Origin of the sequence: Chachezhania sediminis (genome assembly GCF_009765275.1) — a bacterium.
In the GTDB taxonomy this organism is placed as follows: Bacteria; Pseudomonadota; Alphaproteobacteria; order Rhodobacterales; family Rhodobacteraceae; genus Chachezhania; species Chachezhania sediminis.
This window is the reverse complement of the sequence record NZ_VOPH01000003.1, coordinates 398,918-425,131: the sequence shown is the minus strand read 5'-3', so window position 1 is coordinate 425,131 and position 26,214 is coordinate 398,918. Positions and strand designations below refer to the sequence as shown.

Annotated in this window: 23 protein-coding genes and 1 tRNA gene; 7 read left to right on the top strand and 17 right to left on the bottom strand. The window is 66.3% G+C overall.

All coding sequences use genetic code 11. From position 1 onward, the window contains the following. Window positions 1-6: 6 nt before the first annotated feature. The 3 genes from FQK05_RS11430 to FQK05_RS11420 all read right to left on the bottom strand — a co-directional run bounded on the left by FQK05_RS11430 (window position 7) and on the right by FQK05_RS11420 (window position 4,598). Entirely contained in the window at window positions 7-1,512 is a 1,506-nt protein-coding gene (locus FQK05_RS11430) for an aldehyde dehydrogenase family protein (RefSeq protein WP_233270501.1), read from the bottom strand. A gap of 101 nt (window positions 1,513-1,613) precedes the next feature. Then, on the bottom strand, window positions 1,614-3,086 hold the full coding sequence (gene pdxR / locus FQK05_RS11425; RefSeq protein ID WP_158966812.1) for a MocR-like pyridoxine biosynthesis transcription factor PdxR: 1,473 nt from the start codon (window positions 3,084-3,086) through the stop codon (window positions 1,614-1,616). A gap of 138 nt (window positions 3,087-3,224) precedes the next feature. After that, on the bottom strand, window positions 3,225-4,598 hold the full coding sequence (locus tag FQK05_RS11420; protein ID WP_158966810.1) for an aminotransferase family protein: 1,374 nt from the start codon (window positions 4,596-4,598) through the stop codon (window positions 3,225-3,227). Here FQK05_RS11420 and FQK05_RS11415 point away from each other — a divergent pair. Both FQK05_RS11415 and FQK05_RS11410 read left to right on the top strand, forming a co-directional pair. Beyond that, complete coding sequence (locus tag FQK05_RS11415; protein WP_325063868.1) at window positions 4,597-5,904, top strand: hypothetical protein; 1,308 nt, start codon at window positions 4,597-4,599, stop codon at window positions 5,902-5,904. The two genes, FQK05_RS11420 and FQK05_RS11415, sit on opposite strands and share 2 nt — an antisense overlap. Next, the gene (locus FQK05_RS11410; protein ID WP_158966806.1) at window positions 5,898-6,365 is read left to right on the top strand and encodes a calcium-binding protein; all 468 of its coding nucleotides are present in this window, start codon (window positions 5,898-5,900) and stop codon (window positions 6,363-6,365) included. The genes FQK05_RS11415 and FQK05_RS11410 overlap by 7 nt, the downstream gene beginning before the upstream one ends. An 82-nt stretch (window positions 6,366-6,447) precedes the next feature. On the opposite strand, the gene FQK05_RS11405 is transcribed toward FQK05_RS11410, so the two are convergent. The 5 genes from FQK05_RS11405 to hemE all read right to left on the bottom strand — a co-directional run bounded on the left by FQK05_RS11405 (window position 6,448) and on the right by hemE (window position 11,248). Further along, entirely contained in the window at window positions 6,448-7,752 is a 1,305-nt protein-coding gene (locus FQK05_RS11405; protein ID WP_158966804.1) for a DEAD/DEAH box helicase, read from the bottom strand. Between the two features lie 269 nt (window positions 7,753-8,021). Next, the gene (locus FQK05_RS11400; RefSeq protein WP_158966802.1) at window positions 8,022-9,221 is read right to left on the bottom strand and encodes an MFS transporter; all 1,200 of its coding nucleotides are present in this window, start codon (window positions 9,219-9,221) and stop codon (window positions 8,022-8,024) included. Further along, window positions 9,218-9,547: an ArsR/SmtB family transcription factor gene (locus FQK05_RS11395; protein WP_158966800.1), complete on the bottom strand. Its 330-nt coding sequence runs from the start codon at window positions 9,545-9,547 to the stop codon at window positions 9,218-9,220. Before FQK05_RS11395 ends, FQK05_RS11400 begins: the two co-directional genes overlap by 4 nt. Window positions 9,548-10,082: 535 nt before the next feature. Continuing rightward, window positions 10,083-10,159 (bottom strand) — tRNA-Met (locus tag FQK05_RS11390). Between the two features lie 51 nt (window positions 10,160-10,210). Next, window positions 10,211-11,248, bottom strand: coding sequence for a uroporphyrinogen decarboxylase (gene hemE / locus FQK05_RS11385; protein ID WP_158966798.1), 1,038 nt, complete (start codon window positions 11,246-11,248; stop codon window positions 10,211-10,213). A gap of 151 nt (window positions 11,249-11,399) precedes the next feature. On the opposite strand from hemE, the gene FQK05_RS11380 reads away from it, so the two are divergent. Continuing rightward, a complete protein-coding gene (locus tag FQK05_RS11380) occupies window positions 11,400-12,344 on the top strand; it encodes a fatty acid desaturase family protein (RefSeq protein ID WP_158966796.1) in 945 nt (314 codons plus the stop codon). A 708-nt stretch (window positions 12,345-13,052) separates the two neighbouring features. Here FQK05_RS11380 and FQK05_RS11375 read toward each other — a convergent pair. From FQK05_RS11375 to clpS, 5 genes are all read right to left on the bottom strand, one after another. Then, entirely contained in the window at window positions 13,053-13,838 is a 786-nt protein-coding gene (locus FQK05_RS11375) for an SDR family NAD(P)-dependent oxidoreductase (protein WP_158966794.1), read from the bottom strand. A 38-nt stretch (window positions 13,839-13,876) separates the two neighbouring features. Beyond that, a complete protein-coding gene (gene hemF / locus FQK05_RS11370) occupies window positions 13,877-14,770 on the bottom strand; it encodes an oxygen-dependent coproporphyrinogen oxidase (protein WP_158966792.1) in 894 nt (297 codons plus the stop codon). A gap of 166 nt (window positions 14,771-14,936) precedes the next feature. Then, on the bottom strand, window positions 14,937-15,737 hold the full coding sequence (locus FQK05_RS11365) for an SDR family NAD(P)-dependent oxidoreductase (protein WP_158966790.1): 801 nt from the start codon (window positions 15,735-15,737) through the stop codon (window positions 14,937-14,939). A gap of 75 nt (window positions 15,738-15,812) precedes the next feature. Beyond that, the gene (locus FQK05_RS11360; protein ID WP_158966788.1) at window positions 15,813-16,871 is read right to left on the bottom strand and encodes a class I SAM-dependent methyltransferase; all 1,059 of its coding nucleotides are present in this window, start codon (window positions 16,869-16,871) and stop codon (window positions 15,813-15,815) included. Window positions 16,872-16,890: 19 nt separating this feature from the next. Further along, a complete protein-coding gene (gene clpS, locus FQK05_RS11355) occupies window positions 16,891-17,235 on the bottom strand; it encodes an ATP-dependent Clp protease adapter ClpS (protein WP_158966786.1) in 345 nt (114 codons plus the stop codon). 101 nt (window positions 17,236-17,336) lie between these two features. On the opposite strand from clpS, the gene FQK05_RS11350 reads away from it, so the two are divergent. From FQK05_RS11350 to FQK05_RS11335, 4 genes are all read left to right on the top strand, one after another. Next, a complete protein-coding gene (locus FQK05_RS11350) occupies window positions 17,337-18,038 on the top strand; it encodes an HAD family hydrolase (protein WP_158966784.1) in 702 nt (233 codons plus the stop codon). Between the two features lie 104 nt (window positions 18,039-18,142). Then, a complete protein-coding gene (locus FQK05_RS11345; protein ID WP_199252636.1) occupies window positions 18,143-18,928 on the top strand; it encodes an SDR family NAD(P)-dependent oxidoreductase in 786 nt (261 codons plus the stop codon). Between the two features lie 365 nt (window positions 18,929-19,293). After that, window positions 19,294-20,721 (top strand): D-alanyl-D-alanine carboxypeptidase family protein, encoded by a 1,428-nt coding sequence (locus tag FQK05_RS11340; protein ID WP_158967622.1) that lies wholly within the window; start codon window positions 19,294-19,296, stop codon window positions 20,719-20,721. 157 nt (window positions 20,722-20,878) lie between these two features. Then, window positions 20,879-21,616, top strand: a complete 738-nt coding sequence (locus FQK05_RS11335) for an acetoacetate decarboxylase (protein WP_158966782.1) — start codon at window positions 20,879-20,881, stop codon at window positions 21,614-21,616. 164 nt (window positions 21,617-21,780) lie between these two features. Here the strand turns inward: FQK05_RS11335 and ccoS are convergent, their stop codons facing one another. Genes ccoS through ccoG form a run of 4 tightly spaced genes read right to left on the bottom strand, consistent with a single transcriptional unit; the run spans window position 21,781 to window position 26,038 of the window. Further along, the gene (gene ccoS / locus FQK05_RS11330; protein WP_158966780.1) at window positions 21,781-21,939 is read right to left on the bottom strand and encodes a cbb3-type cytochrome oxidase assembly protein CcoS; all 159 of its coding nucleotides are present in this window, start codon (window positions 21,937-21,939) and stop codon (window positions 21,781-21,783) included. Window positions 21,940-21,941: 2 nt separating this feature from the next. Continuing rightward, complete coding sequence (locus FQK05_RS11325) at window positions 21,942-24,128, bottom strand: heavy metal translocating P-type ATPase (protein WP_158966778.1); 2,187 nt, start codon at window positions 24,126-24,128, stop codon at window positions 21,942-21,944. Continuing rightward, the gene (locus FQK05_RS11320; protein WP_158966776.1) at window positions 24,125-24,598 is read right to left on the bottom strand and encodes a FixH family protein; all 474 of its coding nucleotides are present in this window, start codon (window positions 24,596-24,598) and stop codon (window positions 24,125-24,127) included. The genes FQK05_RS11325 and FQK05_RS11320 overlap by 4 nt, the downstream gene beginning before the upstream one ends. A 3-nt stretch (window positions 24,599-24,601) precedes the next feature. Beyond that, on the bottom strand, window positions 24,602-26,038 hold the full coding sequence (ccoG, locus tag FQK05_RS11315) for a cytochrome c oxidase accessory protein CcoG (RefSeq protein WP_158966774.1): 1,437 nt from the start codon (window positions 26,036-26,038) through the stop codon (window positions 24,602-24,604). Window positions 26,039-26,214 lie beyond the last annotated feature (176 nt).

The window sequence follows — 26,214 nt, the reverse complement described above, 5'->3', positions numbered from 1 at the left end:
GCCCCCTTACATCGCCAGCACGATGGTCTTCTTGCGGGTGAAATGTTCCAGCATCGCTTCCAGCGACGCCTCTTTCCCCAGGCCCGAATTGCCGAAGCCGCCATAGGACAGGTTGGGCTGGATGGTCAGGTTCTGGTTCACCTGCACATAGCCCGCGTTCAGCCGTTTCGTGGCATCCAGCGCAGTGGCCAGGCTGTCGGTCCAGACCGTCGCCGCCAGGCCATAGTCGGAGTTGTTCGCGGCGGCGATCACCGCTTCGTAGTCTGACCATTTCTGGATCATGCAGACCGGGCCAAAGATCTCTTCCCGCGCGGCGGGGCTGTCTTCCGGCAGGTCCAGAAGCAGCGTCGGCTGCATGAAGAGGTCGGTTTTGACCGCACCCGCCTCGGGCATCGCACCGCAGCGGACGACACGTGCGCCGGGCGTGTCCTCGGCGATGCCGACATAGCGGTCGATCGTGGCCTTCTGGCGGGCGTTGATGATGGTCCCGATCTGGGTCTTCTCGTCCAGCGGGTCGCCGATCACCATGGCGTCCAGCTTGGCGGTCAGCTGCTCCAGGAACGCGTCGTACAGGTCTTCATGCACATAGATCCGCGAGGCGGCGGTGCAGCTTTGACCCTGGCGGGTGAAGCGCATGCCGTTGATAGCCCCGGTCACGACCTTGTCGAGGTTGGCATCCGCGCAGACGATCATGGGGGACTTGCCGCCCAGTTCCAGCGACACCGGCACGATCCGCTTGGCACCCGCCTGATAGACGATGCGGCCAGCGTTTTCGGACCCGGTGAAGGTAATCTTGGCCACGTCCCTGTGCGCAGTCAGGGCCGATCCGCAGACAGGACCGTCGCCCACGACGACGTTGACGGTGCCCGCGGGCAGGTGGCGCGCCATGATCACCGCACAGGCCAGTGTGGCAAATGGTGCCTCTTCCGAGGCCTTGATGACCACAGTATTGCCCGCGACCAGGGCCGGTGCGATCTTCAGCATGGTCAGGACCAGCGGCACGTTCCACGCCACGATGGCACCGACGACGCCCAGCGGCTCGCGGGTGGTGGTGGCGAAGACGGACGGGTCGAAGGGGATCGTCTCGCCCTTCAGCTCGGACCCCAGTCCGCCGTAGAATTCCAGAAGGTCGGCCGACACGGCCAGTTCACCCCGGCATTCGGTGGCCAGCGCCTTGCCGGTCTCGCGCGCCAGAAGACGGGCGATGGTCTCGGCCTCGGCGGTGATCGCGCGGCCGGCTGCGGCGACCATCTTGCCCCGCTTGCGGGCGTTGGTTTCGGCCCAGGCGGGGCCGGCGGCCTTGGCCGCGGCGACGGCGGCGTCGACCTCGGCCTCGCCCGAAGCGGCAGCGGTGGCCAGCAGCGTCATCTGCGCCGGCTCCGTCACGTTCAGCGAAGCACCGGCGGCAACCAGTTCACCGCCGATGAAGTTGCGGTCGGCCAGGACGGCAAGCCAGTCCTCGGCAGTGGTCGCGTCCTCGGGACGCATCGGGGTGGGATGCAGGTTTTCCATGGTCAGCACTTTGCCCCGTCGTGGCGATAGCCATAGGACCAGCCGCCGGGAATGAAGGGTTCCAGAGGGGACCAGACAGGCCCAACCCCGGCGATGACAGCTCAGTGGCGGCGCACGTCGCGCGCCGCGGCGGCGATTTCGGCGATGCCGGGCGCGATCAGATGCACGTCGATGGCCGACAGGCCCAGCCGGAAGAATCGGCCCGCAAGATCCGGGGCGACGAAGGGATCGCCCCTTTCCACCAGCACGCCGCGCTTGCCTGCGGCCTCGATCAGGTCGTCGGCATGAATGTCCGCCGGGCATTCCAGCCACAGGCTGGACCCGCCGATGGACGGGCTGAGCCGGAAGTCCGGCAGATCGCGCCGGGCGGCGGCCACCGCTTCCTGCCAGCGTTGCGACAGCGCCTCGCGCAGGCCGCGGACCATGCCTTCGTAATGACCGTTGGCCAGAAGGATCGCCGCGGTGCGCTGGTTGTTCAGGGGCGCGGAGCGGTGCATCAGCCGCCGCAGGGCGCGCAGTTCGGCCACCAGCGGCGCGGGCGCCACCACGTATCCGATGCGGACACCGGGGGCGAGCACCTTGGACATCGTGCCGATGTAGACAACGCGCCCCGCCTGATCGATGGACTTCAGCGCGGGCGGCGTCTTGTCGTTGCGGATCTCGCCTTCATAATCGTCTTCCAGGATCAGGAAATCGTCGCGGTCCGCCAGGTCCAGCAGCCGCGCCCGGCGGTCGTCGGACAGGGTGACCATGGTCGGGCAGTGATGGGCGGGCGTGACAAAAACCAGCCCTGCCCCTTTCAGCATCGCCTCTGTCTGCTCGTTCAGGATCATGCCGTCATCGTCGACCGGCATGTGCCGCACGTCCGCGCGATGGGCGGCAAAAATGTTCTGGGCGTCCGGATATCCCGGATCCTCGACCGCGACGCCGTCGCCTGGGTGCAACAGCAGCCGCGCCAGCAGGTAGATCCCGTGCTGCGAGCCCAGCGTCACCATCACTTCGTCCCGGCGGGCATAGATGCCGCGCTGTGGCAGGACGTGACGGCACAGCTGTTCGACCAGCAGCGGATCGTCGTCCAGCGCCCGGTCCGACGCCCACCAGTCGATGGCCGACCGGCCCAGCGCATCCCGCGAACAGGCGCGCCACTGGTCGATCGGGAACAGGTTGCGGTCCACCTGGCCATAGACGAAGGGATACCGGTACTGCTGCCAGTCCCAGGGCTTTTCGATGTGCCGCATTTCCGAGGGCATGAATTTCAGGTGCTTGCGCCAGGCGATCCCCTGCCCGCTGGCCGCGTTCGGTTCTGCCTCGACCCCCCGGGCCTGGTCCACCGCGCCGACGAAGAACCCCATCCGTTCCCGCGATTCCAGGAAGCCCTGCGAGACCAGTTCCTCGTAGGCTGCCGTCACCGTGTTCCGCCCCACGCCCAGGCTTTTTGCCAGGTGGCGCGTCGCCGGCATCCGCTGGCCGTGGTGCAGCTTGCCATCGACGATGGCGTTGACCAGCGACTGCCGTATCCAGGCCTGCAGCGGAGTCCCCGGTGACCGGGGATGGAACAACGTATTGTCGAGCATGCCCGACTCTTCGGCCTGCACACCCGGAATCACAACATGCGGCAGACCGCCCAATGCGCCCTGCAGCATGTTTCGCAACGTCTTGCCATTCGGGCCGCCCAAATAATAGGCGGGCAGCCCGGGCATTCCCCATTTGGGTTATGCGGTCGCCATGACCTCGGTCAGGGCCTCGTCGATGGTGGCGACGATGCGGTCGATCTCGGCCGCCGTCACGATCAGGGCGGGCGACAGGCACAGCGTGTTGTTGAATCCCGGGATCGACCGGTTGGTCATCCCGATCAGCACGCCGCGGCGGTCGCAGGCGGCGACGACCTGCGCCACGATACCTTCGGCCAGGGGTTCCTTCGTTTCGCGGTCGGCCACCAGCTCGGCACCGGCGAAAAGTCCCAGCCCCCGCACATCGCCGACACAGGCGTGCTTGTCCTTCAGCGCTTCCAGGCCCGCCATCAGCCGCGCGCCCATCGCCTTGGTATTGGCCAGCAGGCCCTCGTCCTCGATGATCCGCATGTTCTCGATCGCCGCCGCCGGACCGGCGGTGCAGCCGCCGAAGGTCGAGATATCGCGGAAGTGGTCCAGCGGATCGCCCGCATCGGACTTGAACTGGTCGAACACCGCTTCCGTGGTGACAAGGCAGGCGATGGCCGCATAGCCGGAGGCCACGCCCTTGGCCATGGTCACCATGTCGGGCTTCACGCCATAGTTCTGATAGCCGAACCATTCGCCGGTCCGGCCGACACCGCACACGACCTCGTCGATGTGGAGCAGCACGTCGTATTGCTTGCAGATCTCCTGCACCCGATCCCAATACCCTTTCGGCGGCACGATCACGCCGCCACCGGCGGTCACGGGTTCCAGGCAGATGGCGCCGACGGTATCGGGGCCTTCGCGCAGGATGACCTCTTCAATAGCGTCCGCCGCCCGGCGGCCGTAATCCTCCACGTCCCACTGGGCACGGTATTCCAAACAATGCGGCACCGACACGAAACCCGGGGCGAACGGGCCGTATTGCGCCGCGCGCTGTTCCTGGCCGCAGGCCGAGAGCGCCCCGATGGTGGTGCCGTGATAGTCGCGTTCGCGGAACAGGATCTTGTGCTTCTTGCCGCCGTATCGCTTGGCCGCGATCTGGCGGACCATCTTGAACGCCTTCTCGTTCGCTTCCGAGCCGGAGTTCGTATAGTAGACCCGGCTCATCCCGGGCATCTTCTCGATCAGCATCTCGGCAAAACGTGCGCCCGGGACCGACCCGGCGCTGCCTGCAAAATAGTTCATCTTCACGACCTGGTCGCGGATCGCGTCGCCGATACTTTCCCGGCCATAGCCCACGTTCACCGTCCAGACCCCGCCCGAGACGGCATCCAGGAACTCGCCCCCATGCTGGTCCCAGACCTTCATACCGCGGCCTTCGACAATGATCCGGGGATCCTTCGTCTCCAGCGCCTTGTGCTGGAAGAGGTGGTGCCAGACATGAGCGCGGTCGGCGTCGACGATATCTCTCAGGTCGTTGTCGTACATGGCGGAGTTCCTGTGCGTATGCGGCGTTTGGCCTGACAGAACGCCCGAACGCGGCCACGCGACAGCACCAGACCGCGCCAATCGGGGGGACCAGAGGCGCCGGCAATGGGACCAGAGCGCAGATAGGATGCGGGCCCGCATCGCCTGCCGCCCCCGTGATGCGGCAATGCGCGGACGGAGTGCGCCTCTGGGGCCACGGCCCGCCCCTCCGGACATGTCTCCTCGGCGGGCTGTGCAACGACAGCCTGTTGGCGGACGCGGAGGCGACATGCTGAGCGGCGGACGCGGCGACGACGTGATGGTGGGCGGCCAGGGCCGGGACGTGGTGCCCTATATCGACGACCTTCAGGCCTGCACGATCCGCAGTAGCGACGCCGGCCGGGTGATCGTCCACCGCGGCGACTCCGCCCTCGACATCCTGACCCAGATCGGGGAGATCCGCACCAGCGAAGGCGACGACATCCTGAAAATCGGGGGCAACGACGTCTTCTACGACCTGAACGCGGGCAACGACCGGGCTGTGGTCCGGGGCGACGGCAACCGGCTTCAGGGCAGCTTCGGCGACGAAGTCTTCAAGGTCAGGGGCAACGACAACACGATCCACGGCGAGGCCTGCGATGACAGGATCGACGTCTGGGACAACAGGAACTCCGTTCTGGACGGATCCGGCAACGACACGGTGATCATCAAGGGCAACCACAAGTGCATCGAGATGGACTGCGAGTCCGACGTGGCCCGGATCGAAGGCGACCACAACCGGGTGAAGCTTCATTCTGTGGCCTACGGCATCCGCGGCGTGCCGGACGAGGTGACGATTACCGGCGACAACACGCGGGTCTCCTCGGTCGGGCAGGACGACCACCTGATCCTGAGCGATTCAGCCGGCACCCTGATCGTGCGCCATTACATGTACTATCACCCGAATCCGCTGGACCGGATGATCGTCGACTGTTCGACCGCCGAAGGCCGCGTGGAAATGGCGAAGGGCGGCCTGACCTGGACCACTGCAGGGGGCGGCAGCGGAGAGATGACGACCGCCAAGACCAGGATCATGGGAACGGATTTCGACGACCGGCTGGTTTCGGCCCCGCTGGATTTCGATCCCGACTTTCCCAACCAGCGCGAGCTTCAGATCACGCTGGACGGCGGCAAGGGTGCTGACCGCATGATCGGCGGCGAAGGGTCCAACCTCTTCATCGTCGACGATTTGGGCGACGTGGTGATCGAAAGGACCGCGGGCGGACAGGCCATCGACCAGTTGGAAAGCAGTGTCGACGTCACCCTCGGGGCAACCTGGACATGCTGAACCTCAAGGACCGGGCCATCGAAAGGGTCGGCAATGCCGGCCAGAACTCCCTGTTCGGCAACGCCCAGGACAACGTGCCGAAGGGCGGCGCCGGGCGCGATACGCCGTTCGGCAACCGCGGCAATGACAGGCTTGTCGGCGGCAAGGGGCAGGACACCTATGCCTTCGAAATGCAGCCGGACGCCGAGACCAATGTCGACGCGCTGGTCTTCAGGTCGAACGACCGGGTCGCGCTGTCGGACCGCTTCTTCGACCTGGAACAGACGAACGACGGGATCGGCAAGGCCTTCACAAACATCACGACCGGGACGATCGGTGAGGACAGCCGCATCCTCTACGACCAGGACACGGGCGAGGTCTTCTATGACACCGACGGGTCCGGCGGAGACGATGCGGTGCTCTGCGCCCGGGTGGCCGGATCGAGCGACATCCTGACGGCGGACGGCTTCTTCGTCTTCTGAGGAGCGTCTTCGGATGGCCCAATGAAAAACGGCAGCCCCCGGTCCGGGGGCTGCCGCTTGCTTTTCGAAACAGGCAGTCGCGTCAGGCCGCGACACGGCGACGGCGCGGACGTTTGGCCTGGCCCGAGGGCTGGCCGTGGCCCTGCGCGCCATGGCCTTTTTGGCCGCCGCCAAAGCTCTTGCCGCCATGACCGCCCCGGCGCTGACCGCCGCCATTGGCGCGGCGCTGGCCCATCGACCGGCCGCCGCCGGTGCCCTGCGGACGGGTGCCGCTGGCCACGGGGACCTCGATCTTCATGACCTTCTCGATCTGGGTCAGCAGATCGACCTCGTCCTCGGCACAGAAGGCGATGGCTTCGCCTTCGCGCCCCGCGCGGGCCGTCCGGCCGATGCGGTGGACATAGTTGTCGGCCACTTCCGGCAGGTCATAGTTGATCACATAGCTCACGCCCGGAATGTCGATCCCGCGGGCGGCCACGTCGGTGGCCACCAGCGTCCTGACTTCGCCGTCGCGGAAGGCCTTGATGGCGCGGTCGCGCTGGCCCTGGCTCTTGTTGCCGTGGATCGATGCGGCCTTGTAACCGTCGGCCACCAGCCCCTTCATCAGCTTTTCCGCGCCATGCTTGGTGCGGGCGAAGACGATGGTCAGAGCATCCAGATCGTTCGACAGGATCTCGCGCAGCTTGCGGGGCTTGTCGCCCTTGTCCAGGAAATGGACGCATTGCGTGACCTTGTCGGCAGCCTTGCCCGGAGGCGCGACCTGAACCTTGCGAGGATCGGTCAGATAGGCGCGGCTGAGTTCCTCCATCTGTTTCGGCATTGTGGCCGAGAACAGCATGGTCTGGCGCGGCGTGCCCAGTTGCGGCGCAATCTTGCGCAGCGCGTGGATGAAGCCCAGGTCCAGCATCTGGTCAGCCTCGTCCAGCACCAGCTGACGCGTCTGGCTGAGATCCACCGAACGTCGGTCCATCAGGTCGATCAGGCGGCCTGGGGTCGCCACCAGGATATCGACGCCGCGGGCCAGCGTCGCGATCTGACGGCCGATGGACTGGCCGCCCACCACGGTCGTGATCCTCAGCTTGGTGCCCAGGGTCAACGGCCGCAGGCTTTCGGCGATCTGGTTCACCAGTTCGCGCGTCGGCGCCAGGATCAGGGCCTTGACGGTCTTCGGTTCGGGCTTGCCGGGCTGGTTCAGCAGCCCGTCGACCAGCGGCAGGCCAAAGGCCAGCGTCTTGCCGGTGCCGGTCTGGGCCAGGCCCAGGATGTCGTGCCCTTCCAGCGCCAGCGGGATCGCCTTGGCCTGGATCGGGGTGGGTTCCTTGAAGCCGCTTTTCTGCAGGGCTTCGTGAAGGCTGGGCGCGATGCCCAGCATGTCAAAATCGAACAAATCTTATCCTTCGTACCCACACGGGCCAGCGGCCGTCGCACGGGCGGGTCGGGGCTGCGCCACCGCAGCCGGGAGGGTTGGCGAGACCTCGAAGGACAGGGGCGGATCCCCAGCCATCCGGCCGTCGCGTCAAGAACCCTGCGTGATGGGGAACCGGGATTGGTGTGCGCTGAGGGCCCCGACACGGGACACGGGCTGCTCACGCGGCAGCGCAGCGACTGGGGCTCATGTACGCCTTTTGTACGAAAGGTCAAGGGCCTGATCGGATCTCAGGCCGGAAGACCCCGCCGGTCGCGGGCCACGCGCACCGTCAGCACCACAGCCGCCACAACCGGGATCAGCGCCAGCACCGCCAGCGCGGTCATGGTCCGGTCGGGGCCCAGCCGTTCGATCATCAGGCCGCCGACCGACGGTGCCGCGGCGCCCGCGAACAGCATCGGCCGTGCCAGCCGGCCCATGGTCGCGGCATATCCGTCCTCACCGAACAGCGCCAGCGGCAGCGCGCCGCGTGCAATGGACCATAGTCCATTGCCCCCGCCATAGGCGATCAGCGCCAGCGCCGCCGGCAGCCCGAACTGCAACCCGCCGAAGCCCACCAGCACCAGCGCGGTCGATATGCCCAGCGTCCAGATCGGGTGATGGCGGCCGCGGCCCAGCATCTCCAGCACGCGGGCGCCGACCTGGGACGGGCCGATCAGCGCGCCCAGCCCGATGGCAGCGGCCAGCGACAGTCCACCCGCGGTCAGGATGGTGACCATGTGAACCGACCAGATCGTCGACAGCATCGAAAGCGTGATGCCCGCCGCCACGATGCACAGGAATCGCAGGTCCAGCGTGCCGACCGGAGCCGCCGTGACCTGCGCGGTCACCCGTGCCGTACCCCGCGACGGCACCGGCGCCCTGGCACGGCTCCGCGGCAGGAAGACCAGGCACAGGGGCAGCGTCAGGCCCAGGTGGATGCCCGCATACATCAGGCAGGTCGCGCGCCAGCCCAGGCTTTCCATCGCCCAAGCGGTCAGGGGCCAGCAGACCGTGCTGGCAAACCCGCCCCACAGCGTCAGCTGGGTGATCGCGGCCCGCGCTTCGCGTCCATACAGGGTGCCCAGCGTGGAAAAGGCCGCGTCGTAAAGGCAGCAGGACATGCCCAGCCCCATGATCGCCCAGGCCGCAAGGTACGTGACAGGCCCCTGCGACAGGCCCAGCATCGCCAGGCCCAGGGCCACCAGCACCACGCCCGCAGCCAGGGTCTGCCGCCCGCCGGTCCGGCCGATCCAGCGGCCGATATAAGGCGCGGCGATCCCCGAGACGAGAAGCGCCAGCGACACCCCTGCCGACAGGAACCCCATCGACCACCCCGTCGCGGCCGAGATCGGGCCGGACAAGGGCGCCATCAGGTAGAAGGTGCTGCCCCAAGTCAGGATCTGGACCGCGCCCAACGCGGATATCACCTTGGTCTTCGCCGAAATCATGTCGCGCCATTCCCTACTTCCGACGGCGTTTCCGATGGCGGCGCGTCGGCACAGCATTCGTCCGCCAGGAACCCCAGCAGAGCGTTCATTGCATCGTATTCCGCATGGCAGTTCAGGGTGGTCCCGTCCCGCTCCTGCCTGATCAGCCCGCACCGGACCAGCCGCTTGACGTGATGCGACAGGCTCGAGGCCGGCATTGCCAGCCGATCCTGCAACTGGCCCACCGGCAGACCGGAAGGACCGGCCCGCACAAGGATGCGGTAGATCTGTAGCCGGACCGGATGGCCCAGCGCCTCCAGCTGCTGCGCGGCAAGGTCAGTATCCATGACCCATGGCTTCTGCCGATCCACGAGCCGCGTCAATCCATATTTCGACTACTATCGAATTATAAACGCCCGACAGCACCGGACCGGGTTTGTGTTGCCAAAATCACATGTCGATTCCGGTATCATGTTCAACCGCTGACAGATTGCGGGGACGCTGGCCGACACCACGGCCCTTTCGGGACGCCGCCGACAGGGCCGTCGCCCGGCGCATGGCACAGTGCCAGGCGCAGGTGCCCGGACTGGACGCCTTCTTCGAGAGCGAGGAACTGAAGATCTTTCTCCCCCGATGTCGGCGCGTTCCGCGGCCATGCACGGCAGATGTCCCTGGGGTCAGACCTCTCGAAGGACTGGCCGGCGGGGATGCTCGACAAGATCAATGCAATTTGACGCCCCTGCCCTTCCGCGACCATCGCGGCAGGATCCACTGAAATGGGGCAAAGACCCCGGAACAGCATCGTCCCGTGATCCCTCCTGCAGTCGCAAAGCAGTGGATTGCCCGGCGGCATCCAGGTTCAGGTCGGTCATCTGGGGGGAATGGTAGCGGAGGAGGGACTTGAACCCCCGACACGCGGATTATGATTCCGCTGCTCTAACCAACTGAGCTACTCCGCCAAAGGCCCGCGCGATTTAGGCCAGCGCACGGGAGGGGTCAAGCAGGAAATTTCACTTCCCTGCCCGAACCGTGTCGATCATCAGCTGGACATTGTCCGGATCGGCGTCCGGCGTGATCCCGTGGCCCAGGTTGAAGATGTGCGGACCCTTGGAAAAGGCCTTCACCACGGCGTGCGTGGCGTCCACCAGGGCCTGCCCGCCGGTCACCATGTGTTCGGGCGCAAGGTTGCCCTGCACGCAGCCGTCGACCTGCACATGGGCCGCCGCCCAGTCGGGATCCACGCCCTGGTCCAGCGCCACGCAGTCGACGCCGGTGGTCTTCGCGAATCCCACATAGGCCTCCCCCGCCCCGCGCGGGAAGCCGATGACCGGGATATGCGGATAGCGCGCTTTCAGCGCCGCGGTGATCCTGCGGGCGGGTTCCACGGCGTACTTGTCGAAATCGGCCCCAGTCAGGGACCCGGCCCAGCTGTCGAAGATCTTTACCACCTCGGCGCCTGCATCGATCTGGGCGGAAAGATAGACGATGGTCGCCTCGGTCACGCGGTCCAGCAACGCCTCGAACGTCGCGCGGTCTTCCTGCATCAGCGCGTGGGCCGGCGCCTGGTCGGGCGTACCGCGTCCGGCGATCATGTAGGTGGCAACGGTCCAGGGCGCACCGGCAAAGCCGATCAGCGTCGTTTCAGACGGCAGCGCACCCGACAGGATGCGGACGGTTTCATAGACGGGGGACAGCGTTTCGTGGATGTCCTCCACGGATTTCAGGGCGGCAACCTCGGCCGCTGTGGTGGCGGTCGACAGGCGCGGGCCTTCGCCCGTCACGAACCACAGGTCCAGACCCAGCGCCTGCGGCACCAGCAGGATGTCGGCAAACAGGATCGCCGCGTCGAAGCCATAGCGGCGGATCGGCTGCAGCGTGACCTCGGCCGCCAGTTCGGGATTGTAGCAGAGCGACAGGAAGTCCCCCGCCTTTTCCCGCGTGGCGCGGTATTCGGGCAGGTAACGGCCCGCCTGCCGCATCATCCAGATCGGCGGCACGGGCAGCGTTTCGCCGTTCAGGGCGCGCAGGATGGTCTTCTGTTCGGTCATGTCTGGCCCCCTCTGGTGATCGGCCCCCTGCCTCGGGCCTGTCCCCCCGCTTGTCAAGCCCGGCCCCGTGACGCTGCGACGTCGTTGACCGGTGGACGGGGCGCGCCGATCCTGACCGCTCAGCAGGTCATCGTTCGAGGGAGGAGCGGCCATGACCCCGGGAAAGGCCTATCTGACAAGCGACGAGATCCGTCCGATTGCCGAACGGTCCGATGCGATGGGAGCGCTTCTGGTGCTGCATTGCTGGGCCGTCATTGCCGGGTCGGTGGCGCTTTATGGGCTGTGGCCCAATCCGCTGACCTTCGTGGTGGCGGTCATGCTGATCGGTTCGCGGCAGCTGGGGCTGGCGATCCTGATGCACGACGCAGCCCATAACGCACTGTTCCGAAGCCGTGGCCCGAACGAATTCGTGGGCGACTGGATCTGCGGCCGGCCGGTGCTGGCGGAGCTGAAGGCCTATCGCCATTACCATCTGACACATCACCGCTTCACCCAGTCGGAAAAGGACCCGGACCTTGTCCTGTCCAGCAAGTTCCCGACGACGCGGCAGTCCCTGCAGCGCAAGTTCGTGCGGGACCTGACCGGGCAGACCGGGGTGAAGAAGCTGAAGGCGCAGATCGAGGCCTCGGTCCGGCTGGCAGGCGACGCGGATGCGGCCGGCGCCGCGGCGATGGATTTCGGCAAGTCCTTCCAGGCGCGGGAGTTCCGGCGAAGCATGGCCGTCTTCCTGGGCGTGATCTTGGTCATGGGGCTGCTGGGGCAATGGTGGTACGGGCTGGCCTTCTGGCTGCTGCCCTTCCTGACCTGGTTCCAGCTGGTCCAGCGGATCCGCAACATCGCCGAACATGGCGCGACCGAACAGTCGGACGACCCTTTCGCCAATGTGCGCACCACCCATGCCGGGCCCCTGATGCGCGCGCTGATCGCGCCCTACTGGGTGAACTATCACCTGGAACATCACATGGTCATGCACGTCCCCTGCTGGCAATTGCCGCGCCTGCACCGGCTGATGGTCGCCAAGGGGCTGGAGGGCCGGATGAACACCGAACCCAGCTATTGGTCGGCCCTGGCGCTGGCAGGCTGGCGGTCTGCCTGAATCGGGCAACCGCCAGTTTGACGTCCCGCCCGGTCACAGGCCGGGTCACGGTCGACCCGCCCCCACCGATCCGAAAGAATGGCGGCCACTTGGCACCCGTCCCGCCGGTCGACCGCTTCCCTTCCCCCTGCAATGTCGGCCCTGCCGCCTTCGACAGGCCATTCAGGGCGAACCCTCCGGGCGCCGGATCCGGTGACAGACCCGGAATCAGGTGAAGGTCGCCAAGATGTCGATCGCCGTCAGCGCCATGTTCAGCGCTGACGCCTGGGACAACGCCAGGTCATCCGGCACGCACCACCGAGGACAGTTCCCGGCCGAGTGCCTGGAACATGCGCGCCGAGGCCGGGCGGGCGCTGGCCGCACGGCCCGTACGGCGTCGTTCGATACGATCCCAGAGCGCCTTGTGCATGGGCGACAAGGCGACGGAGATCCCCGACGCCACCGCTATCACCACCAGGCTCTGTGCTGCGCCCTGCCCGGTGACCGGACCATGGACCGGCGCCACCGGCACGGCGCACGGCCTTGCGGCAATACCGCCAGAACCGGGCGTTCGTGCAGCGATTACCCGTCCGTGTCCGGTCGTCCTCGACACGCTTGGTCAAGGTTAGGGCGGATCGCGGGACGGATATGTGAACTGGATCACACTCACCCGCTGGAAATACGGGCCAGGCCGGTTCAGCCCCCGATCCGGCCTATTTCGATCCCGGATCAGACCAAGTGCATGCCTGCGTCGACCAGCAAGGTTTCCCCGGTCACGTGGCGGCTGGCATCCGTGGCCAGGAACAGGGCCGCGTCGGCGATGTCGTCGGGGCCAGACGCCACGCCCAGCGGCGTCTTCGCGCGGATCGAGGCCTCAAGCCCTTCATAAGCCGCCTCGTCCATCGCGTCGCGGAACCAGCGGGTGCCGATAAAGCCCGGGCAAACCGCGTTGACCCGGATCGCCGGTGCCAGCGCGCGGGCCAGCGACAGCGTCATCGTGTTCAGCGCGCCCTTGGACGCCGCATAGGCGACAGACGAACCCAGGCCCTTCACCCCGGCAATAGACGAAGTGTTGACGACAGCCGACGCCCGCCCGGTCTGGTCATGGGTGGCCACCAGCAACGGCTTCGTCGCCTGCAGCATCAGGTAGGGACCGACGACGTTCACGGCATAGAGGTTCAGGAAATCGTCGCCCGTCAGCGCGTCCAGATCGGAATGGTCCCGCGCCATCTTGGTGGTGCCTGCATTGTTCATCAGGATGTCCAGCCGCCCGCGGGCCGCCGCGGCCTGCGCCAGCGCCGCACAGCCTTCGGCCTGCGAGACATCGGCCTGCACCACCTGCACCTGCCCGCCCACGGCGCGGATACGGTCCGCCGTCTCCTCTGCCCCACTGGCAGAGCGGACATAGTTCACGATCAGCTCGGCCCCCAGTTCGGCCAGCTTCACGGCCATCGACTGGCCAAGACCGGAACTGGATCCCGTAACGATGGCCACGCGGCCCGACAGATCGGTCATTGTCTTCTCCCCCCTCATTTTCCGGCCCTGATCGGCCGTCAGATCCACTTCGCCATCGGCGGCAGGCTCATCAGCACGGCATTGGCGTCGTGCCCCGTGGCCAGGCCGAACTTGGTCCCGCGGTCATAGACCAGGTTGTATTCGGCATAGAGTCCCCGATGGACCAGCTGCGTGTCCTTGTCGGCCGCGTCGAAACCCTGAAGCCGACGCTTTTCGACCAGCGGCAGATAGGCCGGCAGGAAGGCGCGGCCGATGTCCTGGGTCAGGGCGAAATCCGCCTCCCAGTCGCCGGTATCGCGGTCATCCATGAAGATTCCGCCCACGCCCCGCGCCCGCTTGCGGTGGGGGATGAAGAAGTACTCGTCGGCCCATTCCTTCAGGTGCGGATAATGCTCGTCCCCGTGGGGGTCGAGATGGGCCTTCAGCGTGTCGTGGAAATGGGCCGTGTCCTCGGCATATTCGATGCAGGGGTTCAGATCCTCGCCACCGCCGAACCACCAGGCATGGGGCGTCCAGAACATCCGGGTGTTCATGTGGACGGCCGGGACATGCGGGTTCTGCATATGGGCGACCAGGCTGATGCCGGAGGCCCAGAACCGCGGGTCGTCCTTCATTTCCGGGATGCCCTTGCGCGCGGCCATTGCCGCCTGCGCCTCTGGCCCCAGGGTGCCGTAGACGGTCGAGACATTTACCCCCACCTTCTCGAACACCCGGCCACCGCGCATGACGCTCATCAATCCGCCGCCGGCATCGGTTCCATCGGCGCTGGCGCGCGTGGTCTGCGTCACCTCGAACCGACCCGGAGCGGCGTCGGACAGGGGGCCGGTCGCGTGGCTGTCTTCCAGCCCTTCGAAGGCCGCGACGATTTCATCGCGAAGGGTGCGGAACCAGTCCGCGGCGCGTGCCTTTTCGGTGTCCATGGTGGCGTGCATGTGTCGTCCTCCCGAACGTGCGCTTGCTGCGGACGGTCCCCCAAGGTTCCAGGGATTGCGCCCGGCACAGGGGCTGGGCGCAATCGCGCCTGCCCTGGGGGGCGGGTCGGGCGCGATCCGACGCCGGCGCGTCGGGGTGCATGAATTCACAAACGGTTCCGGTGCGTCAGTGGGCCGGCGCTGCGACGGGATCGACCAGCGTGCGGCCGCCGTCAAGGGTCAGGATCTGGCCGGTCATGAAACCCGACGCCTCGGAGGCGAGGAACTGCGCCGCCTCGGCCAGTTCCGTCGGCGCCGCGATCCGGGACAGGGGCGTGTGATCCTCGATGTCCTGGCGGTATTCGCGGTTTTCCTTCAGGGTCGACTTCAGCGAGGCGCTCATGACCGATCCGATGGCCAGCGCGTTGACGCGGATCCGGTACGGCGCCATGGCGACAGCCAGCGACCGGGTCATCTGGTCCAGCGCCGCGGTCGAGACCGAGTAGCCCAGCAGGTCCGGATGGGTTCGCCGCGCGGCAATGGAGCTGATGTTGATGATCGAGCCGGACACCCCGGCGCCCGCCCCTTCGGCCTGCTTGATCATGCGCCGCGCGACCAGCTGGCTGAGTCGCAAGGACGGCAACAGGTTCTGCCCCAGAAGCTGCATCACCGTGTCATCCTCGGGGTCCAGCGGGTCCGAGATTTCCACCTGGCGGGACCCGTTGACCAGCACGTCGACCTGATCGAAGGCATCCAGCGTCGCCGACAGCAGATTGGCAATGGTCAGACGTTCCCGCAGGTCGCCTGCAAAATAACGGATATTCTCGCTGTCGGCCTTGTCGCCCAGCTCGGCCGAAAGCTTGGCCTCGTCGACATCGGCGAACATCACGTTCGCCCCCTTGTCAGCGAAATGCCTGCCGATGGCCAGACCGACCCCGTTGGCCGCGCCGGTCACGATCGCGGTCTTGCCAGCTATTGAAAAGGACATCCCCGTACCTCTTTTTCGAGCGGCTCTGCGAATGGCATACACCCGGAGCGGCTGACCTTGCAGCAATAAAGCCAATCAGCCGGTCGCGCGACCCTTGCCCCGACGACGCTCTGCCCCGGTGCGGGGGGTGTGGCGATTGTGCCCCGCAGTGCCCGTGGCCGGCACGGGACGTACCGCACGAATGATCTTGAACCGGTTGTCGCCGCCGATTTCCGTGACATCGCCGAAACGGGTGGCCAGCGTTTCCTCGTACGGCAGGTGCCGGTTGGCCACCAGGATCAGCTGCCCGCCCGGCCGCAGGATACGGCTGGCGGCCACGACGAAGGCCTGCCCGATGGACGGGTCGCCCGCCCGCGCCGTGTGGAAGGGAGGATTCATGACGACGCTGTCCACCTTGGCTTCGGCCGCCCATACCGTCGCATCGGCCCAGTGGAACCGCGCCCGCGGGTCGGTGACGTTCCGACGCGCGCAATCCAGCGCGACATGATCGGCCTCGACCAGGTCCAGCGTTTCGATGTGATCGTCCTGCAGCAGATGGGCCGAAAGGTATCCCCACCCAGCGCCCAGATCGACGACGTGGCGGCCCAGCTTCGCCCCCTTCACGGCGTCGGCCAGCGCGGCGGACCCGTCATCGACTGCGTCGGCAGAAAAGACGCCCGGCATGGTGGTAAAGCCTTCGGCCGGCGTGCGGGGCGTGGTGGCCCAGTCGGCGAACAGGTCCGGCTGCGCGTCGAACCAGAACAGCTTGCCATGGGCCTTGGATACGGTGCCCTGCACCTCGACCCGCGCGCGGACCTCCTTCAGGGCACTTTCCACGCCGTCGGTCTTGGCGCCGTCGACCAGCACCGGGCCGGTGCCGACACGAGTCACGGCCGTGCGCAGCAGCGCCCTGGCCGCATCGCGGGCGCGTGGCAGGAAGACGACGGCCGAGGCCGCGGGCGACGAATCCTCCGGCGTCACGGCATAGCCGATGGCCCGGAAATGATCGTGCCAGGGTTTGAAGGGCTGTTCGATGGCGACCTGCGCCTGCGGCAGCGCCGACAGGTCATGGTCCGGCACCGGCCGCAAAACGGCAACCGGGCCATCCGGCAGCGACAGGCCGGAGGACAGCACCTGGGTCAGTCTGACGGACACGACCTCCGCCTCCCCGGGCCTATTCTTCCTTCTCCATCGTACATTGCAACGGATGCTGGTGCCTGCGCGCGAAATCCATGACTTGTCCCACCTTGGTTTCCGCAATCTCGTGGCTGAAGACGCCGACGACGGCCAGCCCCTTCTTGTGAACGGTCAGCATGATTTCCACCGCCTGGGCGTGGTTCATGCCAAAGAACCGTTCCAGCACGTGAACCACGAATTCCATCGGCGTATAGTCGTCGTTCAACAGAAGAACCTTGTAGAGCGGCGGCCGCTGGGTGCGCGGACGCGTTTCAACGAGGATCGACGGATCGCCGGGTTCATCGTTCTTCTTCGGCGACATCATCTTGGGCTCTTGCAGCATTGCGCAGGATCACTCGGGCTAACGACAGGGGGCTGGATTTAACATGTAATATAGTGATCTTGAGAAATTGGAAAAGGGAAAGCGCGCAGACGGGGGAACACATGTCGTCCAGACTGACCACGGTGGGCTTCGATGCCGACGACACGCTGTGGCATCACGAGCGTTTTTTCCGCATCACCCAGTCGCGATTTACCGATCTTCTGGCCGACTATACCGACACGGCCAACCTGTCCGAGCGTCTTGGCGCCGCCGAACGCCGCAATCTTGGGCATTACGGCTATGGCGTTAAGGGCTTCGTGCTGTCGATGATCGAAACGGCAATCGAGGTGACGGATGCACAGGTTCCGGCCTCGGTCATCTCGGAACTGCTGGACGCGGGGCGCGAGATGCTGGCCCATCCCATCGAATTGTTGCCCCATGCCCGACACGCGGTCGAAGCGGTGGCCGAAACCCACAAGGTGATTCTGATCACCAAGGGAGAGTTGCTGGACCAGGAACGCAAACTGGCGCAGTCCGGACTGGGGGACCTGTTCGACGGGGTCGAGATCGTGTCGGAAAAAGGACCCGACACCTACCGCAAGATCTTCGAACGCCATGGCGACGGGCCGGACCGTTCGATGATGGTTGGAAATTCGATCCGGTCGGACGTGATCCCGCCTATCGAGGCCGGCGGCTGGGGCGTGCTGGTGCCCTATGGTCTGGTCTGGGAACACGAGGTGGCCGAACTGCCCCAGGGCCGCGTCCGGTTCCACAAGCTTGCCAGCCTGGGCGCCCTGCCCGGTCTGGTCGCGGCTATCGGCTGATATCCTGACGCCCGTCAGGAAAGATTGACTTTCGCGCGGCACTTGGGCCTGTTGCCTGGGACGGGGTCCGCAGGAACCCCGCCTGTTGAGAGGGAGGGCGCTTGATGAGCAAGAACATGTTCGATCTGACCGGAAAGGTGGTGCTGATCACCGGGGGCAACGGCGGCATCGGCTTCGGCATGGCCGAAGCGATTGCCAGGGCCGGCGCCGACGTGGCAATCTGGGGGACCAACCAGGCCAAGACCGACGCGGCGGTGGAAAAGCTGGCGGCCCATGGCGGGAAGGTCGCGGGCTTTGCCTGCAACGTGGCCGACCAGGGCGATGTCGACGACAAGATGGTGGCGACGCTGGGCCATTTCGGCCGGCTGGACGGCTGTATCGCCAATGCCGGTGTTTCGGGCCGGGGCGCGCGGTCGTTCCTGGACATTGACTATGCCGAATGGCGCCGGGTGCTGGATGTGAATCTGGACGGCGTCTATTTCACCTATCAGGCTGCGCTGCGCCACATGGTGGCCCGCGCCGAAGGCGGCGATCCCGGCGGGCGGCTGGCCTGCGTGTCCAGCCTGGCCTCCGTCTCCGGGGCGGCACGCTCGGAGCATTACGCGGCCTCGAAGGGCGCGCTGAACGCGATGACCTTCGCCCTGGCGGTGGAATTCGCCCGATACGGCATCACCGCGAATGCGATTCTGCCGGGCTGGATCGCCACCGACATGACCGAAAACGCCATCGGGAACGAAAAGTTCGCCCAGAATGTCGCCCCCCGGATCCCGACCCGCCGCTGGGGCGAGCCGGCGGATTTCGGCGGTATCGCCACCTATCTGATGAGCGACGCATCCGCCTATCACACCGGCCAGCTTCTGCAGGTCGACGGCGGCTACCTGCGTTACTGATTTGCAAACGGACGGCGGCAGGAACCTGCCGCCCCCACAGCCCCTAGGGGTTGGGCGCGCCTTGTCCCCAAAATGTGGAAATCTGCTGCCGAAAATTTGATCCCGCAACCGATATACCCGCGGGTTTCCTTTTTCTTTTCCGTATGTTATGCTCTGCTTTAAAAGCAACAATGGCCAGTCGGCAAACCGGCGGTCCGAGGCAGACATAGGCAGGTTCAACCGTGCGACAGTGGCAAGGGCGTCGTCATCCGACGTCACCATCTCCGCGTGCTTTTCTCTCGATTCTGACGGCGTATGTCGCGCTGTTGGCCGTTGCGTGTGCCCTGCTCTGGGCCGGCCGCGCCGAAGCTGCACCCTATGCAGCGATGGTGATGGACGCACGCACCGGCAAGGTGCTTTATTCCAAGAACGCCGAGGCGCGGCTTCATCCCGCCTCGCTGACCAAGATGATGACGCTCTACATCGCCTTCGACGCGGTGCAGCGGGGCGAAATCTCTCTCGATACCAAGGTCACCATCTCGAAACATGCCGCGGCGGAACCGCCGTCAAAGCTGGGGATGGTGCCGGGACAGAAGATCGCGCTGCGCTACCTGATCCGCGCCGCGGCGGTGAAGTCCGCCAATGACGCGGCCACCGCCATCGGCGAGGCCATCGCCGGGAACGAGGCCGCCTTTGCCGCCCGCATGAACCGGACCGCCAAGGCGCTGGGGATGAAGAACACCACCTTCAAGAACGCCAACGGGCTGACCCAGTCGGGCCATCTGTCCACGGCCGAGGACATGACCATACTGGGGCGCCGGATGGTTTACGACTTCCCCCAGTATTACAACATCTTCTCGCGCGAATCGACCTATGCCGGGATCAAGACGGTGAACAACACCAACCGTCGCTTCCTGAAGGCCTATCGCGGCGCAGACGGCATCAAGACCGGCTATACCAATGCCGCCGGCTTCAACCTTGTGGGTTCGGCCAAGCGGGGCAACGAACGGATCATCGCGACCGTGTTCGGCGGCACCTCGACCGCGAACCGCAATGCCAAGGTGATGGAACTGCTCGACCTCGGCTTCCGCAAGGCACCGTCCAACGTGCGCGAGCGTCCGCCCGAACCGGTGGCCCTGGCCGCCGTCGCCAAAGCCAAGCCTGCCGCCTCCGCCTCCAAGGTCAGCGGCGCCGTGGGCAAGAGCCTGCGGCCCAAGGCCCGCGCCGTGCTGGTCGCAGCCGCGGACCCTGCCCCGGCCGCCCCCCCGCCCGTCGTGACCGTTCCAAAGGCGGCCCTGGCCGAGGCGCTGAAGGCCCCGCCCGCCGTCGACAGCGGTGCGGTCGCCGATGCCGTGGCGGTGGCGCAGGCCGCTGCAACAACACCGATCGCCACGCCGGCCGGGACCGGCACGGGACCCGCAAGTGCCGTGGCCGATGCCGGCATGACGGCCAGCCTGCGCCCCGTGATGCGTCCCGCCACGCAAAAGGCCCAGGTCACCACGGTCGCCGCGGCGGCGGCAGCAGCCTCCACACCCGACACCTCGCCCGACGTCGTCACGCGGATGCAGGCCGATGCCGGCCGCCATTGGGGCATCAATGTCGGCCGCTACACCAGCCGGGCCCAGGCGGAAAAGGTACTGCTGCGCACCGCATTGACCGAAACGGGGACGCTCGACGGCAGTCTGCGGCAGGTGGTGCAGGGTCCACGCGGCTATGACGCGACCTTCACCCGGCTGACCCGCGACAGCGCCGACCTGGCCTGCCGCCGCCTGCAGGCACGCAACGTCACCTGCTTCATGATGGGCCCGATCTGATCGGGCCACGCCCTCTGCGCGCAACATATTGAAGCGACGCAATAATGTAGCTGTGCAGCGCATTCCGAATCGCGCTAGGCTTCGGGTTGGAGCCGCCGCTGGGGCGGACCTCCTGCCCGTCCTGCCAGCCAGGGCCTGTCCCGTGAGGAGTGCATCGATGGTAACCCGTCCCGACCCGCTGAAGGCTCTCGCCATGCCGATGTCGAGCCCGTCCTACCCGCCCGGGCCCTATCGCTTCGTGGATCGCGAATTCCTGATCATCACCTATCGGACCGACCCGGACGCCCTGGCCGCCGTGGTCCCGGAACCGCTGGAGATCGTGGAACCTGTGGTAAAATACGAATTCATCCGCATGCCGGATTCGACCGGCTTCGGCGACTACACGGAATCGGGCCAGGTCATCCCGGTGCGTCTGAACGGCAAGGTCGGCGGCTATGTCCATTCCATGTACCTGAACGACGACGCCCCCATTGCCGGCGGGCGCGAGATCTGGGGCTTTCCCAAGAAGTTTGCGGAACCGGTACTGCAGGTGAACAAGGACACGCTGATCGGCACGCTGGACTATTCCGGCCTGCGGGTGGCACGGGGCACCATGGGCTACAAGCACAAGGCGTTGGACACCAAGCCGATCCTGGAATCCTTGCTGGGCCCGAACTACCTTCTGAAGATCATCCCCCATGTCGACGGTACGCCGCGCATCTGCGAGATCGTGGAATACCGGCTGGAAGACGTGATCGTGAAAGGGGCCTGGACGGGGCCGGCCCGGCTGGACCTGCAACCCCACGCCCTGGCCCCCGTCGCGGACCTGCCGGTGCTGGAAGTCCTGGGCGCCACCCACATCCTTTCCGACCTGACGCTGGGCCTAGGCAAGGTCGTCCACGACTACCTGGCCTGAGCCCCCCTTCCGGGACCGGTCGTCCCCCTCAGGGACGCCCGGGGTCGCCGCGCAAGCCCCCGGCGCGGACACGCACCGGACCTGGCCCGTGCCGCGAACGCCCAAGCGCTTGGGCGTTCGCCGAAGATCGGGCAGATCGAGGGGCGATTGCGCCCCGTCAACCCCTACCCTTTCGGATTGTCGTCGAAGTCGTCGCTCAGGATCCGGCGGCTGTCGCCTTCCGGATCGTCGTATTGTCCCGACCGTACCGTGAAGATGAAGGCGACCAGCCCCAGCCCCCCAAGGAACAGCGAGATCGGTATCAGATAAGCCAGGATCTGCATCTCTACCTCAGCCGCAACGCGTTCAGGGACACCGTGATCGATGAGGTCGACATCGCCAGCGCCGCGATCAGCGGCGTGGCCAGCCCCGCGACCGCCAGCGGCACCGCCACGATGTTGTAGACCGTCGCGATCCGGAAGTTCTCGCGGATCCGCCTGGTGGCCTTGACCGCCGTCTCGCAGGCGCTCGCCACCGGCGACAGATCCTGCCCCAGCAGAACGATGTCGGATGCGACCCGCGCCGCATCCAGCGCGGACGCGGGCGAGATCGAAACATGGGCCGAGGCCAGCGCCGCCGTGTCGTTCAGGCCGTCGCCCACCATCAGCACCTTGTGCCCCCGGTCGGTCAGTGCCGCCACCCGTGCCGCCTTCTCTTCCGGCCGTGCGCCAGAGGTCCAGTGATCGATCCCCAGCGCCTGCGCCAGGGCTGCCACCGGCGCCTCGGCATCACCTGACAGAAGCTCCACGACCTTGCCCTGGGCCTTCAGACCCGCCACCGCCTCGGCCGCGCCTAGCCGCGCCTTGTCGGCAAAGAGGATCGGCCGCGGCGTCGCATTGCCCAGGACCAGCCAGGTGGCCGTCCGGTCGACGGTCCCGCCCCCGACCCAGTCGGCGCGGCCCAGTCGCACCGTTTCCGCCCCCAGCCGGCCTTCGGTGCCGCAGCCGGGCACCTCGCGGATATCCTGCACCGGCGCGGCCGAAACGCCCAGGGCGCGAACTGCGCGGGCCAGCGCCAGCGACAGCGGATGTGCCGAACCGGCCGCCAGCGCCAGCGCGACCTCCAGGTCGCGTCGGGACAGGACTTCCAGGCCGACAGGCTCTGGCCGTCCTTCCGTCAGGGTGCCGGTCTTGTCGAAGATCACGTGGTCAACCTCGGCCAGACGCTCCAGCGCGGTGGAATGCTTGATCAGCAGCCCCTTGCGGAACAGCCGGCCAGAGGCCGCCGTCGTCACCGCCGGAACTGCGAGCCCCAGCGCACAGGGACAGGTGATGATCAGCACCGCCGCGGCGATGTTCAGCGCCGTGCGCAGGTCGCCCGACCACAGGAACCAGCCGACAAAGCTCAGTCCCGACAGGATATGCACCCCCGGCGCGTAGAGCTTGGCCGCCTTGTCGGCCAGCGAGGTGTAGCGGGACCGCCCGCTTTCGGCGATCGCCACAAGGTCCGCCATCCGATGCAGCGACGTATCCTCGCCCACTGCCGTGGCCCGCATCACCAGCGGGCCGGTCAGGTTCACCTCGCCCGCGCTGACATGCTGGCCGGGGGCGGCCACGACCGGCACCGTCTCTCCCGTCAGCAGGGACCGGTCGAGTTCGGAGCGGCCTTCGACGATCTCTCCGTCCACGGGCATCCGTGCACCAGGGTGAACGCGGATCAGGTCGCCCACGCACAGATCAGCCGCAGGCACCTCTTCCTCGGCTCCGTTCAAAAGGCGCCAGGCACGCGGGACTTCCAGCGCTGCCAGTTCCTCGGCCGCGGATCGCGCGATGGCGCGGGTGCGGTGGTCCAGGTAGCGGCCCGCCAGCAGGAAGAAGGTCAGCGTCAGCGCCGCGTCGAAATAGGCGTGTTCGCCCGACAGCGAGGTTTCCCAAAGGGACGTGACCAGCGCCAGCAGGATCGCCAAGGTGATCGGCACGTCCATGTTCAGCCGTCCGACCCGCAGCGCCGCCCAAGCATTGCGGAAGAAGGGCTGGGCCGAAAAGGCGATGGTGGGCAGCGTGATTGCCGCGGAAATCCAGTGGAACAGGTCCCGCGTCGCGTCTGACGCGCCGGACCAGACCGACACCGACAGCAGCATCACATTCATCGACGCGAAGCCCGCCACCGCCAGCCGCATCAGAAGGTCGCGCCCCGCCTTGTCCGTATCGGTGGCGGACAGCATCCCCAGGTCCAGCTCGTGCGCCTCGTATCCCAGATCGCCCAGCACTTGGACCAGATCGCCCGCCGAAATCCCGGGCGCGGCGTCGATCGTCACGCGCTTCTGGGTCAGGTTCACCCGGGCCGACCGCACGCCATCGACCTTGGCCAGCCCGCCTTCGACATTCGAAATGCAGGCCTGGCAGTGGATCGTCGGCAGCGACAGGGCGATCTTGCCCGGCTGGGCCGCAACGGGGGGTGCGGTCAGGTTGTCGTCCGGAACGGCGATGCAGCCGGCGCAGACCGCCGGTCGGGGGCGGATCGCTGCTGTCACGATGTCCCATCCCGAAGCGGCAGGGAAATGCGCTTGGTATAAAGCGTGCCGTCCTTCGCGGTGGCGGTCATGTGGATGTCCCAGTTGCCCGGGCCCAGGTCGACATTGGCCACATAGGCCCGGCCGTCGAAGTTGAACTCGGGCGTGATGTCCTCGCGGCTATGGGTGGCCATGCCGATGATCGCCTCAAGCGAGCCGACCTGGACCGGAACGCCCAGATGGTCCGTGATCCGGATGCGGACAAAGCCCTTGCCCGTGTCCGTCTCCACCTGCCAGCCCAGTGCCTCCTGCGCGGCCTTGCGTACGTTGAAAGACTGGCTGGCCACGTAGGAGTTCTTGACCTCCAGCCCCGGGAAGGTGCGGACCGCATTCACCGCCATCGCGATGTTCACGCTGACGATGATGGCGAAAGCCCCCACGAAGACCATCAGCGCGTGCTTGCCCGTGAATTCGCGCTTCTTGTCTGCCATGGCTCAGTTCCCCTTCCCGGTCCCGTTGAAGGTCGAGTCGAAATGCGCCCGTTCGCCGTTGCCCAGATCCTCGACCCAAAAGCGGACCTTGGTCAACTCTCCGTCGGCCGGTTCCGACCCTGCGGGCGCCACGACATAGACGCGCTGCTGCAGCATGTCGTTGGCCGGCACCATGACCGAGTCATAGGGTGTGCCTTCCAGCTGTATCCGCAGCGACGGATCGCCGGTGATCGACAGCTTGAAGCGCCGTTGTTCGCCATGCTTGTTGCGCAGCCTGACGTCGTAGGTGTTCCGGATCGCGCCGTCCGACAGCATCACGTAGGTCGGGTTGCGGACCGGGGCCACCGACATGTCGATATCGGGCCGGATGAACAGCGCAAAGACCAGCCCCAGCCCCACGGCCGACCACAGCGCGGTGTAAAGGATCGTCCGCGGCCGGAAGATGTGCTTCCAGACGCTGCGCGGCTCCTTGCCGGCACGTTCCGCGGTTTCGTCGGTCAGCGCCATATAGTCGATCAGGCCGCGCGGCTTGCCGACCTTGTCCATCATCTCGTCGCAGGCATCGATGCACAGCGCGCAGGTAATGCATTCCAGCTGTTGGCCGTTGCGGATGTCGATCCCCATCGGACAGACGTTCACACAGGCGTTGCAGTCGATGCAGTCGCCCAGAGCTTCTGCGCCCGCGGCCTTGCGGTGCTTGCCCCGGGGTTCGCCCCGCCAGTCGCGGTAGGCGACGGTGATCGTGTCCTCGTCCATCATCGCGGCCTGGATCCGCGGCCACGGGCAGGCATAGATGCAGATCTGTTCGCGGGCGAAGCCGCCGAAGAAGAAGGTCGTGAAGGTCAGGATGCCCATGGTCGTATAGGCCACCGGGTGCGCCTGAAGCGTGACCAGATCATGCAGCAGCGTCGGCGCATCGGCGAAATAGAAGACCCAAGCCCCGCCGGTGGCCAGACCGATCAGCGCCCAGATGACCCATTTCGTCACCCGCAGCCGCAGCTTGCGGAAATCCAGCTTCTTCTGGTGAAAAAGCCGCAGGCGCGCGTTCCGGTCGCCTTCGACCCAGCGTTCGACAAGGATGAAAAGGTCCGTCCACACGGTCTGGGGGCAGGTGTAGCCGCACCACACCCGGCCAAGGGCCGAGGTGAACAGGAACAGCCCCAGCCCCGCCATGATCAGAAGACCGGCGACGAAGTAGAATTCGTAGGGCCAGATCTCGATCCAGAAGAAGTAGAAGCGCCGCCCGCCCAGGTCCAGCAGCACGGCCTGGTCCGGCAGGTCGGGACCGCGGTCCCAGCGGATCCAGGGCATGACATAGTAGATGCCCAGCGTGACGGCCATGATCACCCATTTCAGAGTGCGGAACTTGCCCTTCACCCGTTTGGGGAAGATCGGTTCGCGCGCAGCATAGAGGCTGGAGGCTGGAGTCGTCTCGGTCACTTTCTGTGCTCCGATATCGGTAGGGTTGCCGCCCTTCTGGCAGAGCCAAAGTATTCCAACTTTGACATGGGTCAAAATGCGTATCTCAGTCGCACGTTCTGACGCGACGGCCATTTGGCGCCGATCGCCCGGCCCTTCGGCACCAGATCGGACAAAACCTTAACAGATCAGCATAT